The 15,035-nt window shown below is 50.8% G+C and carries 15 protein-coding genes; 14 read left to right on the top strand and 1 reads right to left on the bottom strand.

Going from position 1 to position 15,035, the window contains the following annotated elements; all coding sequences use genetic code 11:
* The first annotated feature begins 110 nt into the window (after positions 1 to 110).
* The 13 genes from CRG97_RS17755 to ptsP all read left to right on the top strand — a co-directional run bounded on the left by CRG97_RS17755 (position 111) and on the right by ptsP (position 13,450).
* A complete protein-coding gene (locus CRG97_RS17755; protein WP_098745797.1) occupies positions 111 to 878 on the top strand; it encodes a DeoR/GlpR family DNA-binding transcription regulator in 768 nt (255 codons plus the stop codon).
* Positions 879 to 1,143: 265 nt separating this feature from the next.
* The gene (locus CRG97_RS17750; RefSeq protein WP_098745794.1) at positions 1,144 to 1,962 is read left to right on the top strand and encodes an MBL fold metallo-hydrolase; all 819 of its coding nucleotides are present in this window, start codon (positions 1,144 to 1,146) and stop codon (positions 1,960 to 1,962) included.
* 20 nt (positions 1,963 to 1,982) lie between these two features.
* Positions 1,983 to 3,206: an MFS transporter gene (locus CRG97_RS17745; RefSeq protein WP_161952950.1), complete on the top strand. Its 1,224-nt coding sequence runs from the start codon at positions 1,983 to 1,985 to the stop codon at positions 3,204 to 3,206.
* Positions 3,181 to 4,143, top strand: a complete 963-nt coding sequence (locus CRG97_RS17740; protein WP_098745789.1) for a metallophosphoesterase family protein — start codon at positions 3,181 to 3,183, stop codon at positions 4,141 to 4,143. The genes CRG97_RS17745 and CRG97_RS17740 overlap by 26 nt, the downstream gene beginning before the upstream one ends.
* Positions 4,144 to 4,576: 433 nt before the next feature.
* The gene (locus tag CRG97_RS17735) at positions 4,577 to 6,691 is read left to right on the top strand and encodes a BglG family transcription antiterminator (protein ID WP_343225202.1); all 2,115 of its coding nucleotides are present in this window, start codon (positions 4,577 to 4,579) and stop codon (positions 6,689 to 6,691) included.
* A gap of 35 nt (positions 6,692 to 6,726) precedes the next feature.
* Positions 6,727 to 7,170, top strand: a complete 444-nt coding sequence (locus CRG97_RS17730) for a PTS sugar transporter subunit IIA (protein WP_098745783.1) — start codon at positions 6,727 to 6,729, stop codon at positions 7,168 to 7,170.
* On the top strand, positions 7,167 to 7,430 hold the full coding sequence (locus tag CRG97_RS17725; RefSeq protein WP_076321610.1) for a PTS sugar transporter subunit IIB: 264 nt from the start codon (positions 7,167 to 7,169) through the stop codon (positions 7,428 to 7,430). Before CRG97_RS17730 ends, CRG97_RS17725 begins: the two co-directional genes overlap by 4 nt.
* A gap of 23 nt (positions 7,431 to 7,453) precedes the next feature.
* Positions 7,454 to 8,749, top strand: a complete 1,296-nt coding sequence (locus CRG97_RS17720) for a PTS ascorbate transporter subunit IIC (RefSeq protein WP_076321609.1) — start codon at positions 7,454 to 7,456, stop codon at positions 8,747 to 8,749.
* A 74-nt stretch (positions 8,750 to 8,823) separates the two neighbouring features.
* Positions 8,824 to 9,816 carry a phosphotriesterase family protein gene (locus CRG97_RS17715; RefSeq protein ID WP_098745781.1) on the top strand — a complete coding sequence of 331 codons (993 nt, stop codon included), beginning with the start codon at positions 8,824 to 8,826 and terminating at the stop codon, positions 9,814 to 9,816.
* 13 nt (positions 9,817 to 9,829) lie between these two features.
* Positions 9,830 to 10,588: a creatininase family protein gene (locus tag CRG97_RS17710; RefSeq protein WP_098745778.1), complete on the top strand. Its 759-nt coding sequence runs from the start codon at positions 9,830 to 9,832 to the stop codon at positions 10,586 to 10,588.
* Between the two features lie 36 nt (positions 10,589 to 10,624).
* On the top strand, positions 10,625 to 11,359 hold the full coding sequence (locus CRG97_RS17705) for an SIS domain-containing protein (RefSeq protein WP_098745775.1): 735 nt from the start codon (positions 10,625 to 10,627) through the stop codon (positions 11,357 to 11,359).
* A gap of 58 nt (positions 11,360 to 11,417) precedes the next feature.
* Positions 11,418 to 11,687 carry an HPr family phosphocarrier protein gene (locus tag CRG97_RS17700; protein WP_098745772.1) on the top strand — a complete coding sequence of 90 codons (270 nt, stop codon included), beginning with the start codon at positions 11,418 to 11,420 and terminating at the stop codon, positions 11,685 to 11,687.
* A complete protein-coding gene (ptsP, locus tag CRG97_RS17695) occupies positions 11,687 to 13,450 on the top strand; it encodes a phosphoenolpyruvate--protein phosphotransferase (RefSeq protein WP_098745769.1) in 1,764 nt (587 codons plus the stop codon). The genes CRG97_RS17700 and ptsP overlap by 1 nt, the downstream gene beginning before the upstream one ends.
* A gap of 245 nt (positions 13,451 to 13,695) precedes the next feature.
* Here the strand turns inward: ptsP and CRG97_RS17690 are convergent, their stop codons facing one another.
* Positions 13,696 to 14,079 carry a hypothetical protein gene (locus tag CRG97_RS17690; protein ID WP_237566468.1) on the bottom strand — a complete coding sequence of 128 codons (384 nt, stop codon included), beginning with the start codon at positions 14,077 to 14,079 and terminating at the stop codon, positions 13,696 to 13,698.
* A 265-nt stretch (positions 14,080 to 14,344) separates the two neighbouring features.
* Between CRG97_RS17690 and CRG97_RS17685 the strand changes: the two genes are divergently transcribed.
* Entirely contained in the window at positions 14,345 to 15,022 is a 678-nt protein-coding gene (locus CRG97_RS17685; protein ID WP_098745766.1) for a response regulator transcription factor, read from the top strand.
* Positions 15,023 to 15,035 lie beyond the last annotated feature (13 nt).

Genomic DNA, 15,035 nt, shown 5'->3' with positions numbered 1-15,035 from the left:
CATAAACGCGGTAACACTACAATTACTCCCGAAACGGCAGAACAGGAGGATTACATGCTTTTATGGTAAACTTCTAATTAAGAAGTCTAGGCAAGTAAGGAGTGGAGTAGTTGTTTGCTGAGCAGCGGCATCAAATTATTATTCAGAAACTGAATCAGGACAAATCGATCCGAGCGTCGGAGCTCATGGAGCATTTCGGGGTTTCGTTCGAGACGATCAGACGTGACCTCGAATATTTAGAAAGCGAAGGCTACCTGCGGCGGGTGCACGGCGGGGCGATTCTGAAGGAGCCCGACTATAGCCGGGAAATCCCGCTGCCGATCCGCGAATCTATATATATGGAAGAGAAGACGGAGCTTTCTCAAATCGCGGTTCGTTATGTGACCGAAGGGATGTCTATCGCGCTTGACCCCAGTACGACAAACAACCAGATTGCGAAGGCGCTGAAAGCCAAGTTCGATCGATTAACCGTGATTACAAACTCGCTTCCGATCGTCAACGAATTAGTTTCGATGCCAGGGTATACGGTGATTATGACCGGGGGCGTTATTCGGCATGAAGAGCAAAGCATCATCGGGGATTTGGCGGAAGAGTTTTCATCGCGATTTCATGCGGATTTGTTCTTTATGAGTATGAGCGGGGTTACGTTGGAAGCAGGGATTACAGATTACGGAGTCGGCGAAATTCAGGTGAAAAAAATAATGCTTGCGAACGCGAAGCGCTGCATCGCCCTCGCAGACAGCAGCAAGTTCGGACAAAATTCATTTATCAAAGTATGCGGAGTAACCGAGGTCGAACGATTTGTGACGGATTCCAAAATCGACCGGGATATCGTTGAACAATTTAGCCAAAGCGGCATCGAAATCGTCTATAAATAATAGAATCCACTTGAACGATTTTTGGTTTCCACGAACCAGGGATCGTTTATTTTTATGTTTAACATCGGTTTTTTGGTTATAAGCTGTTGTGTTTATGTGTATTTATGTGTTTATGGGACAGGTATGTTCGATCAACAGATTTCGAAACAAAACAGATTGTAAATCATAAATATTTGTATGTGATTGATTGTATATATGTGGTATTATCTGTATTAATCAAGAGTCGAGGAAATAAACAATTGCTTCTCAAAGGGAGGAGAAACCAATGAAAATCCACTTTCTTGGAACGGCTGCAGCGGAAGGATTTCCAAACCCGTTCTGCCGCTGTGACGCCTGCTGCAATGCGAGGTCGCTCGCAGGAAAAAACATTCGAACGAGAAGCTCTGTATTGATCGATGGCATTATCAAGGTTGACTATTCCGCAGATTCCCATATGCAGGCGCTCCGTGATCGGATCGATTTGGGCGCGGTTGAGCATCTATTGTTCACGCATACGCATTACGATCATTTTCAGCCATCGGATCTGTACAACCGTATCGAAGGATTTGCGCACGGTATCGATCACCCCTTACATATTTACGGCAACGATTCGGCCATTAACCAGACTATAGCCGCACTTGGGCCGGACGCTGGAGGCAGGTTCGCGTTCCACTTATTGCGTCCGTTCGAGACGATTTCACTCAGCGACACACAGGTCACCCCTTTGCTTGCAAATCATGACCCCATGGAAACTTGTTTGCTGTTTTACATAGAAAAAGGGGGTAAAACGCTTTTTTACGGCAATGACACCGGATGGCTGCATGACGACACTTGGAAATGGCTTCAAGGCAAAGTAATCGATATGGCGATAATCGATTGCACGCATAGCTTTACGAACAATGATCGTAATCCAAACCATATGGGGATTGAAACTGTGCTGGAGGTTCAGCGCGTGTGGCGGGAAGAAGGTACGCTTGGGAGTAACAGTCTTGTATATGTGACTCATTTTACACATAACTCCGGATTTCTGCATGATGATTTTGAACGAGCTTTCGAACCCGCGGGCATTAAGGTGGCTTACGATGGCCTAATCGTCGACCTATGACGAGTGACAGCAGCAACGCAATGGAACAGCGCCAGATTAGGATTGTCGGCATCGTAACCGCGCTAACTCTCTTCGGCGATTCCATGCTGTACATTGTCCTCCCAGTGTATTGGAAGGAAGCGGGACTGGACGCGCTTTGGCAGGTAGGCGTACTGTTGTCTGTGAACCGACTAGTAAGGCTGCCCCTGAATCCTGTAATTGGCTGGCTGTATCATCGGATGTCGCTTCGAACCGGTCTGTTCATCTCCGTTTTGTTAGCGGCGCTTACTACAGTAGGATACGGCATCTTCAAAGGGTTCGTTCTTTGGATAGTGTTGCGAGCGGTGTGGGGGATTGCATGGTCCTTGATGCGAATGGGCGGGTATTTGACCGTCATTCGCTACTCCGACGATACGAATCGAGGGCGCTTAATGGGAACGTATAACGGGTTGTGGCGCCTTGGCAGCTTGGTAGGCGTACTGTTCGGAGGGTTGCTTGTGCCCTTCTTCGGGTTACGGTCTGTCTCGATATGGTTTGGCATGATGGCATTGGTCGGACTTCCGTTGATCGCGGCATCCATAAATCAAGGGAAAGCTTCCGGGACACATCAAATGGAACTAACTCGTAGTAACTTAAATACGGTGTGGTCGCTGCAGGTGAAGAAAATCGTTCTAAGCGGATTAATTATATCATTACTGCACGCCGTGTTCGGCGCGACACTCACGTATCTTATCGACACGAGTTATCCAACGGGGATACCATGGTTCGGATTGATCATTGGCAGTACGGCGTTAGGCGGCGTATTGACAGCGCTTCGCTGTACTTGGGAGCCGTTCTTAGCTCGATGGTTCGGACAGCGTACGGATGGACCGAGAGGAAGGCTGCCATTATTTATGCTATCGTTGGCGGGTGCGGCAGCCGGTTACGCATTACTTCCGTGGCAGCTGCCGATCGGTATTTGGATTGTTATTGTTATTTTCGTCATGATTACAAGCACTGCGCTGGGTACGATCATGGACGCAATGGCTTCTGACGCCGCGAAGAGCACATCCGTTATTACAGTCATGACCGCTTATTCCGTATCCACCGATTTAGGGGCGGCGATCGGTCCGACATTGATTTATTGGGTGGTCGGTTTGCAGTATGGCGTGACATCGATGTATTTGGCGTGCGCTGCTGTATTCATTTTAATCGGGTTATGGTATTGGAAGGAATATGCGACAAAGGGGCGGGTATACCTTGGTGAAAAAGCTAAAGTTACGTGAGGATGGAACGTTTGTCATCGTGCAGTTTTCTGATGTTGAGTTTATTGACGCTGAGGACCTGGATCCGGAGACGCCGCTTCTCGACTCCATGACGAAGGCGACGATGGAGAGAATCATCGCGATTGAGCAGCCGGATCTTGTTGTGTTTGCAGGCGACTTAACGGCAAGTGCTAGAAGCAAAGATCCACTTCAATCGTTCCGAAGCGCGGTCGCTGTCGCTGAAGAAAACCGCGTAGCGTGGGCGGCTGTGTTTGGTAATCATGACTCGGAAGGGAGCTTGCCTCGAAAGAGAATGCATGAGGAGCAGCTCCTACATGAATATTGCGTAGCCCAACCGGATCCTCCGGGGGTTAGCGGAGCGGGAAACTACGTGCTGACGATTAACGATCGGGCGGAGAAGCCAGCGGTCTCGTTGTTTTTCCTCGATAGCGGCGATTACTCACCGATTGAAGCGGTGGGCGGATACGACTGGATACGCCGTGATCAAATCGAATGGTATGTATCCGAATCACGGCAATTGGCCGAGCGAAATGGCGGGGCGCCTTTGCCCGCACTGGCTTTTTTCCATATTCCGCTGCCGGAATACGATGAGGTATGGAAGACGAAAGTGTGTGAGGGCCATTGCAGCGAATGGATCAGCTCGCCGAAGGTAAATTCAGGCTTGTTTGCCGCCATGGTAGAGATGGGCGATGTGATGGGTACGTTCGTCGGACATGACCACTCAAACGATTATTGCGGGACACTGCACGGCATACGTCTTTGCTACGGGAGGTCTACTCGTTACGTTAGTTATGTAGATGGTGTGCGTAAGGATAAGTTTCCGACGGGAGCAAGAGTCATTCGATTAAATGCGGGTGAACGACAGTTCGAGACATGGATCCGCCAGAGCGACGGACTAGTCGCGAAATTACCGATACATAAGCCGGACACTCGGTAAGTGAATTTAATTGAATAAGCTGCGAATCTTGCACACTACTTACTTCAGAATGTACAGGCATCGATTTAACATGACAATCTTGAAGTGAACAAAATTTTGCACGGGCCATTCAGCCTGTGCTTTTTTTGTCAGGCAGTCATGCTTAATGAATGGACATTTACCAGTATGGAAAAAGAAACGTTATGACTTCGAAAGCCGCATTGTATGCGTCTTTTTTTGTTTTAAGATGGACTGACTGAAAACAATAGACAAATAAAAAGGAAGCTAACAGAAGTCAGATACCGGCAGCTGTTTTCTAAACTAACAGTTTAAACACTTGAGTTCATTTTTGCACAAAAGGGTCTCCATGAATTGAACTGTCTTTCATGAATTGCCTGTGGGTATAATCAAATTGCAAAAGGCACTACACTAACGGCAAAGGAGTTGATGCCGTATTCTGGACGAAAGAAGTACCCGGATTTTGACGCTGCTTTATGAGGCGGCCGATTATGTGTCGTTGGAAGAACTGATGCAGAAGGTCGGTATCTCCAGACGAACCGTTTATTATGATATGGAAAAAATAAACGATTACTTGAAAGCGATTCATCTTCCGCCGGTCAAATATGTCAGGACAGTTGGCTATTATTTGCCCGATGAGAGCAGGGCCGGTCTTCCGCAGTCAACCGGGAAGCCTCATACACAGCAGTATTATTTGTCCCCACGGGAAAGAATGGCGTGGATGTCGCTCTATCTGTTGTCGGCGGAGGGTCCGCTCTTTGTTCATCATTTGACGGATCTTTTGCAGGTTAGCCGAGGAACTGTGCTCAAAGATTTGAATATGGTCCGGTCGGACATGTTGGCCTCAAAACTCAAGGTAACCTACGATCGCAAGCAGGGCTATGACGTAAATGGGGAGGAACGTGACAAGCGGAAGGCTCTGAACTATTATTTCGGTCAGGTTTTCGGTGATGCAGGTTGGGAGCAGGTATTTAACCGAAACCCGGAATCGGAGGGACCGGATCTTGCCGAAAACTTATTTCCCCCTATGAAGTCGGGACACCTGAAGCGGGTGTATCGCCTTATCTCGGATAGCGAAGTAACGCTGGGCGTAGATTTGACGGACGAGATGTTATTTCATTTGACGGCACGCTTCCTGTTGTATGTACGACGTATTCAGGAAGAGCAGTTTATCTCAATAGACGAAGATGAACGAAACGTGCTGAGGCGGATGCCAGAGTATGAAGTTGCCGCTGGGGTTGCTGAAGGTCTCGGCCAAATGTTCGGTGTCTCTATCCCGGATGAAGAAATCTGCTACTTTACGATGCATCTGCTGGGAGCGAGAGTCAACCGGATGGAACAGATGACCGGATCCGAAGAAGTACTCAAGCAGCTTCGGCAAGTGACCAGACAGATGACAGATGATTTTCAGCGTTACGCCTGCGTATTCCTGCCGAACCGGGAAGCGATGGAGGAGAATCTGCTTGTCCACTTGAAGCCGGCTTATTACCGGATCATATACGGACTCGGGCTTGAAAATCCGCTGCTCGAAAATATCCTGTCCAAGTACAGGGAAGTATTCGAGCTGACCCGTCGCTCCGCGACACCGTTCGAACAACTGGTTGGACGTCCGCTTGACGACAACGAAATCGGATACCTTGCCATGCATTTCGGCGGTTGGCTGCGCAGAGAGAACACGAAGCCGGCTGTACGTAGACAGGCCGCCATCGTCTGTGTCAACGGCATTTCCGCTTCGCGAATGTTGAAATCGCAGCTGGAGAACCTCTTCTCGGCAGTGGATATTACAGCGGTACTCTCGCTGCGGAATTACGAGACGTTTGATGAAGAGAATGTTGATTTTATTTTCTCAACGGTACCGCTGCCGGATAGTAAAGTGCCCGTTCTCCTAGTGAATCCGATTCTCAGCGATAAGGATAAGGAACACCTGCTGAACCAAGTCAACATGGTTGCCGGCCGTAAATCAAAGACCCCGGCGTACTCGGTTCAAGCGCTGCTGGACATCGTCCATAAATATGCCGCGGTTAGGGATGAAGCAGGACTTACGGAGGAGCTTAACCACTACTTGTCTGTTGGGAAAACATGGCTGAGTGAAGCACGCAAGCCATCATTGTCGGATCTGCTCACTGGACAGATGATCCAAATGAAAAGAGAAGCGGCCGACTGGCGGAGCGCCATACGCGAAGCCTCCGAACCCCTGCTGAAGGATGGGCGCATCGATGAAGCTTATATCGATGCGATGATTTCCAAAGTGGAGGCGCTCGGCCCATACATCGTCGTTGCACCAGGCATCGCGATTGCGCATGGCAAGCCGCAGGATGGTGTCCGGCGGCTGGGAATCAGTCTGCTGCGACTGGAGCAACCCGTCGCCTTTTCAGAAGAAGCAAGGCATCAAGTTCAGATTATTCTGGTACTGGCGGCGATTGACGGCGAATCCCACCTCAAAGCGCTGTCGGAGCTGACCATCCTGCTCAGGGAGAAGGAAAACCTGATCCGTCTGAAAGAGGCCAAGACGAAAGAAGAGATACTACAGCAATTACACACCGGTCTTTAGCATCGATTAGAATACCGGACTTGGGAGAGATGAGAATGAAATTTTTGGAACCGTCACTAATTGCCTTGGATGTGGAGGCCGAGACGGCTGAAGAAGCGATCCGCTTAGCAGGAGATCTGCTGGTAAAAGCAGGTGCGGCGGAAGAACGTTATGCCGACGCCATGGTGAAATCTTACCGTGAAAGAGGTCCGTACTTTGTTCTTGCACCACATATCGCACTTCCGCATGCTCGTGCAGAGGATGGGGTGAATGAAGCGTCCGTCTCGCTGATTAAATTGAAGAAGCCGGTCGTATTCGGCCATGCGGCCAACGACCCGGTACAGCTTGTATTTGCGCTCGGCGGCTCTTCAAGTTCGGAGCATATCGCCATGCTGCGCAAGCTGACCACCTTGCTAAGCAGCCCGGGCAGTATTGAACATTTCATGAATGCAACTGATGTAGAGACAATCCAACAACTCATTAGGGGGAACGAACAATGAAAATTTTATGCGTATGCGGTCTTGGACAAGGAACGAGTCTGATTTTGAGAATGAATGTGGAGAACGTGCTGAGCGGTATGGGAGTAAATGCCGACGTGGAGCATACGGACGTTTCCACGGCATCCGGAACCGCTGCAGACTATATCATAACAAGCAATGAACTGGCACAAAGCCTTCAAGGTCATGCGGCCAAAATTGTTATCGTCAACAACTATTTTGACAATAACGAAATCAAACAGAAGCTGGAAGAAGTGCTGTAAACCATTAGAAAGGGAGAGGGCATATGGACGTACTTTTTTGGATTGCCACCAACATTTTTGGAACGCCCGCCATTCTGCTCGGATTTATCGTTCTGGTCGGCCTTCTGCTTCAGAAGAAATCAACGAGCCAGCTTGTAAGCGGCACCTTTAAAGCGATCATCGGCTTCCTCGTCATCGGCGCAGGCTCTGATGTCATCGTGAAAGCCTTGAATGTATTCGAGCCGATGTGGAAGGAAGTCTTCGGATTGGAGAGCGGATCCCTTGGTACCTTCATGGGTCAGGAGGCATTCAACTCCAAATTCGGAAGCGCCGTTACGCTTGCTATGCTTATCGGTTTTCTGATCAACGTTCTGCTGGCACGCTTCACCCGGTTTAAATTTATTTACCTGACCGGGCACATGATGTTCTGGACGTCGACCGTTTTCGCTGGCGTGATCGTTCATGCGGCCAGCGGCATCTCCATCTGGAAGCTGGTACTGATGCTCGCTGTCGTCCTTGGTGTGTACTGGACCTTCCAGCCGGCGCTGGTTCAGCCGTTCCTGCGTAAAATTACGGGCAACGATAACATTGCGCTTGGTCACACATCGGCTTCGGTTGCTTTGCTTGCTGCCTTGTCCGGTAAATTGTTCGGCAACAAAAACAACGATTCCGAGAAAATCAAAGTACCCAAAGGCTTTGAGTTCCTCCGCGACTCCAACGTCATCACTGCGCTCAGCATGGGAGTTTTGTTCCTGATCGGGGCCATTATTCTATCGACGAAAGGCACACCGGCGGCTGCGGAACTGATGAAACAATCGGGTGACCAGAACTTTATTATTTACTCTATAATCCAATCGTTTACATTCGCAGGCGGAATCGCCATCGTTCTGATGGGGGTCCGGATGTTCGTCGGTGAGCTGGTACCGGCCTTCAACGGGATCGCGACCAAACTCGTACCAGGCGCCAAACCGGCACTCGATGCGCCAGTTGTGTACCCTTACGCGCCGAATGCGGTGGTTCTTGGATTCCTGGGAGCTTTCGCGGGAGCGATTATCTGGCTGCTTGTACTTGGCAACACCGTTGCTTACATTTTCGTGCCAACGATGATCGTCTTATTTTTCCACGGTGCTACGGCTGGGGTGTTCGGGAACTCGACAGGTGGTGTTCGCGGGGCCGTTATCGGCGGCTTCATCACTTCCACCGTTGTAGCTTGGGGACAGTTTCTGATGGTTCGCTTCTTCATCGCCTCGACGGTGCCGGATACAGCCATGTGGGCAGCTGATTCCGATATGTTCATCATTGGACCGATTCTGCACTTCCTGGCGAAGTTGTTCTTTTAACCATCCGACAACAAAGACGGCTGAGTCCTCTCGACTCAGCCGTCTAAAAGATAACAGAGTGGAGGAGAAACGATATGGGCTTTATCCGTACTTTACATGGAGATATCAGCAAAGAGGAGCTGGGCTTTACGTATTCCCACGAACATATCGTATGCCGCCCGGCCTACTGGCAAGAACGGGGAGAGGACGATTTGCTGCTGGACGATAAAGAGAAGTCCAAGCGCGACGTTCTTGATTTCAAACAACACGGCGGACGCTCGATCGTGGACGCTACAGCCATCGATTATGGGCGAGATGTTCAGGCGGTACAGGAAATCGCAATTGAAACCGGCATTCATATTGTAGGAACGGCGGGATTCAACAAGAGCTTTCTGTGGGATGCCAAAATCAAAGAGGAGCTTAAACCGCTGATCGGCCATTATGAAACCTACGCCCAGTGGATTGAAGCAAAAAGCATCAACGAGCTGGCGGATTTCGTCATCCGGGAGGTGGAAGAAGGGCTGGAAGGCACGCCTTTCAAAGCAGGCCAGGTTAAATTCGGGACAGGCTATAACCGCATTACGCCTCTGGAGGAGAAGACGCTGCGCGCTGTAGCGCGCGCTCATCATGAGACGAAGGCACCCATTCACTCCCATACCGAAGTTGGCACCATGGCATTGGAGCAAATCGAGCTCTTGAAGAGCGAAGGTGTGGATCTGTCTTTTTTAAGCCTGGGACATATGGACCGCAATCCCGACCCCTACTACCATGAGCAGATCGCCTCAACGGGAGCTTACATGAGCTTTGACGGTATCGGCAAAATCAAGTATGCACCGGAAAGCACCCGAATCTCGCTTATTCTGGAGCTTGTCCGCAAAGGCTTCGAAGATCAGATTCTCATCAGCGGTGATACCGCCCGGAAAACCTACTACAAGCATTACGACCAGGGTCTCGGTCTGGAGTACATTATTTCCAAATGGGTACCGCGCTTTGTAGACGAGGCGAACCGAAACGGCTTTGATGGACAAAAACTGGTGGAGAAATTCTTCGTAAGCAACCCGGCCAACTGCTTTTCATTTAAAAAGTAAGGGGGGCGCCACGATGAAATTCGAACTCGAAAATTCGGTTGAGGTGAAGGATAAAATTCGCCACTTCCGCGCTGCCATACTTCCTATTGGTGCCGTTGAAGCGCATGGTCCCCATCTGCCGCTGGGTACCGATAACCTGCTCGCGACCAGACTCGCGGACAGATTAGCAGAGCGGACGGAAAGCTTCGTTCTGCCGACCCTTCCCTATGGACAGGTGTGGAGTCTGCGCAATTTCCCGGGGAGCATCAACGTCTCAAACGAAGCGCTCATCCGACTGCTTGCAGATATCGGCGAAAGCTTGTACCAGCAAGGATTCCGCATTTTCGTCATGGTCAACGGCCATCTCGGCAATGCGGTTGCGTTGAAGGAAGCTGCGAGAATGTTATACGAACGGGTGCCCGAACTTAAGGTGTTCTATTTCTTTTATCCTGGCACGAAGGAAGTAACGGCTTCGGTACGGGAAGCTTCGGCTGCACACGCGAGCTATATGCATGCCGATGAAATCGAAACATCCTACATGCTCTATCTTGCGGGCGAATATGTGGACATGAGCAAAGCGATCGATGGCGCCCCGAATATCCCGATCGAAGCGGATTGCACACCAACACCGTGGGAGGAAATGACTTCTTCTGCCGTACTCGGGGATGCAACGCTGGCAACGAGGGAGAAAGGGGAGAAGATTATCGAGCGCAGCCTGGAAGTGATGGCCGAGATGGTGCTCCGGGCTAAAAGAGCATTGTCAATGGATCATCCACCGGAAGAGAACAGATAGCATTGTAAATACAAGAACAACGAGGTGAAAGAGACGATGATGAACACCTATTTTGATGTGATTGGCGGGTTGTTGAACAAAGTCCGAACCGAGCAGGCCAAGTCGATCCGTGAAGCGGCAGAGAAAGTGGCAGCCTGTATTCAGCAAGGTGGTATTATACACTTATTCGGCTGTGGACATTCGCATATATTGACCGAAGAAGTCTTTTACCGAGCAGGCGGACTCGTACCGATTCGCCCGATCCTGGTCGAGAAGCTGATGCTTCACGAAGGCGCGGTCCGTTCGTCAGAGCTGGAAAGACAAAACGACCTTGCTGTCGATTTTATGAAGGAGCAGGATATCCGCGAGGGCGAGGTTGTCTTCGTACTGTCCACTTCGGGCCGAAATCCCGTTCCGGTGGATGTCGCTTTGATGGCGAAGGAGAAGGGGGCCTTTACTGTAGGCATTACCTCACTGGAATATTCCAAAAGCATGCCGTCCCGGCACAGCAGCGGCAAGCATCTGGCCGATGCCGTTGATCTGGTGATCGATAATTTCTCGGTCAAGGGAGATGCCGTATTGAGCCATCCGGGCCTCCAGGTGCCTTTCACGCCGAGCTCGACGGTCGTCGGGGCCCTCATATTGAACTCCCTGTTCGCCGAATCTATTGAGATTATGATTGAACAAGGCTTCAAGCCCCCTGTATTTCTCAGCGGAAATATCGATGGTTCCGATGAACACAACAACGCGTTGGTTGAGGCTTATAAAGGACGGATCGCTTTATTGGCATGATCAGGATGTACCGAGCAGTAAAGAAAATATACGAGGTCTGACATAGAGGAGGAAAGACATGTTCGCACAAACCGTAACCATACAGAATGAGCAGGGCTTTCATGTCCGTCCAGCTCAGCTTTTCTCGGAAAAAGCAGGACAGTTTGGAGCAGAGGTTCATCTGAAGACTAGCGAAGGACGCACCGCGGATTGCAAAAGCATGCTGGAGCTGATGACGCTCGGCGTTGAGCAAGGAGCTGTCGTGACCATCGAAGCTAATGGAGATGGAGAACAAGAGGTAGTCGAAGCGCTGATACAGTTAGTCGAAAGCAAGTTTGGTGAAGCCTGATGAAGAGGCTGCATATTCAAGGAATCGGCGTATCGGAGGGAATCCGGATCGCTAAGGCATACATTTACAAGCCTTCGCTGGGGACCAGCAGTGACAGCAGCCTCGAAGAGAAGTTTATTCCGGATACCCCGGTCGCAATCGATGCAGAGCTTATCAAGCTCCGTGAAGCCAAAGTCGGCTGCGCGGAACAATTGGAGGAGCTGACGGAGAGAGCGAAGGAAACCGTGGGCGAAGAGCAAGCCGGCATTCTTGCGGGACAGCGGAAGCTTCTGGACGATCCTGCCTTCTATCCGAAGATGGAGGCAAGAGTCCGAGAGAAGCTGGAGCCAGCCCCAAGGGCCGTTGCCGAAATTGTGAGCCAGGTCGCTTCCATGTTGGAAGGCATGAACAATGATTATATGAAGGAGCGGGCCGCGGACATTCGCGATATCGGTAATCGTCTTCTCGCCTGCTTGTCGCCAGGACAATCGCGTGACTTTACGGGAATCACCGAACCGGTTATCTTGGTCGCTGACGATTTGGCGCCGTCGGATACGGTACAGTTGGACCCTGCCTTGGTTATCGGCTTTATTACCCGTACTGGAGGAGCGACCTCGCATACCGCTATTCTCGCACGGTCGCTCGGAATTGCCGCTATCGTCGGCGCTGGTGACGGCGTCGACGGCATCGAGGACGGCGATACGCTGGTCCTTGACGGCTCAGCCGGGCTGTGCGTTGCCCGGCCGGACGAGGCAGAAGCGGAGCAGTATCGGCTCCGCATGCTGCAGGACCTCGAGCGCAGACAGTCGCTCGAGGTGTACGCGGCGCGTCAGGCAGTGACCGCCGACGGCGTGCGCGTGGAACTCGCGGCGAACATCGGCAGCGCCGCAGAAGCCGAGACCGCCGTCCGGCAGGGCGCGGACGGCGTAGGGCTGTTCCGCACGGAGTTCCTGTTCATGAACGCCCCGGCCATGCCGGGCGAGGAGGAGCAGTTCCGTGCGTATCAGGAAGCGGCCCGGATGATGGAGGGCCGCCCCGTGATCATCCGCACGATGGACATCGGCGGAGATAAGGAGCTTCCGTATCTGCAGCTGCCGAAGGAAACGAACCCGTTCCTGGGCTACCGTGCGATACGGGTAGGACTTGTTCGCCAGGAGCTGCTTCGCACGCAGCTAAGGGCGGTGCTTCGGGCCAGTGCCTTCGGTACGGTGAAGGTGATGTTCCCGATGATCTCCGGCCTCCAGGAATGGAGACAGGCCAGAGCCATCCTGACAGATGTTCAGGCGGAATTGAGGCAAGATGGCGTCCGGTTCGACGAGAAGATGGAAGTTGGCATCATGGTTGAGATTCCCTCAACGGCCGTGTTGGCGGGACTATTCGCGAGCGAAGTCGATTTCTTCAGCATCGGTACGAACGACCTCGTGCAGTATACGGTCGCAGCGGACCGCATGAATGAACATGTCGCACACCTGTACGATTATTTCCATCCAGCCGTGCTTCAGTTAATCCGCACGGTCATTGAGGCTTCCCACACGGCCGGTAAATGGACCGGCATGTGCGGCAGTATGGCGGGCGATCCGCTGGCGGCACCGCTCTTACTCGGACTAGGTCTTGACGAATGGAGCATGGAGGCCGGCGGTCTCAGCCGGATGAAGGAAAGGCTCGCTAGCCTGGATCGTCAGGAATGCCGCGAGCTGGCAAAGCGCATTCTTCGCCTTGATACGCCCCAAGCGGTTCGTCAGGCGCTGGAGGAATTTCATCACGCCCAAAAGGCAGTGGTATAGATTCCGTATCCACATGGCTTGGCCTATTAGCAGGCGTTGAGGGTGTTCCAAGAAAGTGTGGTATGCCCGTATGAGAGATCGCTAGTTTGGGTCAAATAGATGCTACAAATAAAGAAATGGCGGTACAGGGGGTTACTCCGGTACCGCCATTTCTTTTTTATCGAATATCTAATGATTTGAGCATAGTTACACTCGCTTGATAGTATTGAGCGGGAGTTAACCTAGAATGTAGCTCAACTGCATGCTTACCCTTTACGACGCAGTGCATTGGCAATTAGGCCCACGATGAAGCCCCAAACGGCATTTACCGCAAAGACACTTACCATTGCCAGTGGATTAGTTAAAGGACCTTGCAATTTTCCATCGATAAGGGGAGAGGCAATACCGCTTATAATGATAGCGAATAAGGCATAACTCAAACCCGCAAAAACAAGAATGACAACGGGATAAGCGGTTCTTTTGAATAGAACGATCATGAGCCAGGCCAAGGAGATAAGGACCGTCATCAGAATGCTGCCGAATGCTTGGCCGATCAGATCCATGATCCCGGTCATCTTCATGATGGGTCTGATAAGCGCTAAAGCGCCCAGTCCAAGAATAAAAAGCAGATTTTCTTTCACAATATCCATTGTTCTCATATCCATTCCGTTCCTTTCCGATGTTGGATGATGAAGTCGATAAGCCATAGTCCAATTCATTCCCCAACAAGTATGATGATTGCCGATGCCCCGGTGCTTCAAGTTCTCGGCTGTTATTAACATTAACAAATCCATGTTGTGAACTTATGACGATACTTTGCGATTTGCGTGAATTTTTTACGATGGATTTCCCGATCTCCTGACAGCCATAATATGCTAGACTACCTATATATTGCTTTTAGGAGTCCATCATACGATGAAGACATTTACCATCTTGTACATTGAAGACGATCAGGAAATCGGTTCCTGGTCCAAGGATTTTTTAATCGGTCAAGGCTATGAAGTGATATGGGAGAGCTCAGGCCATGATGCGGAAGCAGCAATGGAACGTTGCGATCTAGTCATTTTGGACATTATGCTTCCGGGTTTGGACGGATTCACGGTCGGTCAGCGGCTAAAACGAATCAATCCCGCCGTACCCATCCTGATGCTTACGGCTAGAACCGCAATCGAGGATAAGCTTACTGGCTTGTCTTTTGCCGATGATTATATGACCAAGCCGTTTCATCCGGATGAGTTGGCTGCCCGGATTCAAGTCCTCCTCAGGCGTTCCGTCACTGCGGAACCGGAACGGCTTCTGATCCGGCATTTAATCATTGACCGAAAAGGAAGCCGTATATGGAATTCCGAAACTGGGGAAGAGATTGTGCTTACAGGTAAGCAGTTCCATATATTCATGTATTTCCTGGACCATTTGAATCACATATTGACCCAGAAGCAGATTTATGAAGCCGTTTGGGGTGAACCGCATCTGAACGGAGATAAAACGCTGAACGTGCATATCCGGCATCTGCGCGAGAAGATTGAGCTGGATTCCGGTTCCCCCCAAATTATCGAGACGATCCGCGGTGTAGGATACCGGGTGCGATCATGAGGATCCGAGGCTC

It is taken from the genome of Paenibacillus sp. EZ-K15 (assembly GCF_002573715.1).
Taxonomy (GTDB): Bacteria; Bacillota; Bacilli; order Paenibacillales; family Paenibacillaceae; genus Paenibacillus_AQ.
Note: the sequence above shows the minus strand (reverse complement) of the source record. Positions and strands in the feature narration are given on the sequence as shown.

Coding starts and splice junctions, on each gene's coding strand:
- CRG97_RS17750 (WP_098745794.1), top strand. CDS start 1,144: ATGAAAATCCACTTTCTTGGAACGGCTGCAGCGGAAGGATTTCCAAAC.
- CRG97_RS17745 (WP_161952950.1), top strand. CDS start 1,983: ATGGAACAGCGCCAGATTAGGATTGTCGGCATCGTAACCGCGCTAACT.
- CRG97_RS17730 (WP_098745783.1), top strand. CDS start 6,727: ATGAAATTTTTGGAACCGTCACTAATTGCCTTGGATGTGGAGGCCGAG.
- CRG97_RS17725 (WP_076321610.1), top strand. CDS start 7,167: ATGAAAATTTTATGCGTATGCGGTCTTGGACAAGGAACGAGTCTGATT.
- CRG97_RS17720 (WP_076321609.1), top strand. CDS start 7,454: ATGGACGTACTTTTTTGGATTGCCACCAACATTTTTGGAACGCCCGCC.
- CRG97_RS17715 (WP_098745781.1), top strand. CDS start 8,824: ATGGGCTTTATCCGTACTTTACATGGAGATATCAGCAAAGAGGAGCTG.
- CRG97_RS17710 (WP_098745778.1), top strand. CDS start 9,830: ATGAAATTCGAACTCGAAAATTCGGTTGAGGTGAAGGATAAAATTCGC.
- CRG97_RS17705 (WP_098745775.1), top strand. CDS start 10,625: ATGATGAACACCTATTTTGATGTGATTGGCGGGTTGTTGAACAAAGTC.
- CRG97_RS17700 (WP_098745772.1), top strand. CDS start 11,418: ATGTTCGCACAAACCGTAACCATACAGAATGAGCAGGGCTTTCATGTC.
- ptsP (WP_098745769.1), top strand. CDS start 11,687: ATGAAGAGGCTGCATATTCAAGGAATCGGCGTATCGGAGGGAATCCGG.
- CRG97_RS17690 (WP_237566468.1), bottom strand. CDS start 14,079: ATGGATATTGTGAAAGAAAATCTGCTTTTTATTCTTGGACTGGGCGCT.
- CRG97_RS17685 (WP_098745766.1), top strand. CDS start 14,345: ATGAAGACATTTACCATCTTGTACATTGAAGACGATCAGGAAATCGGT.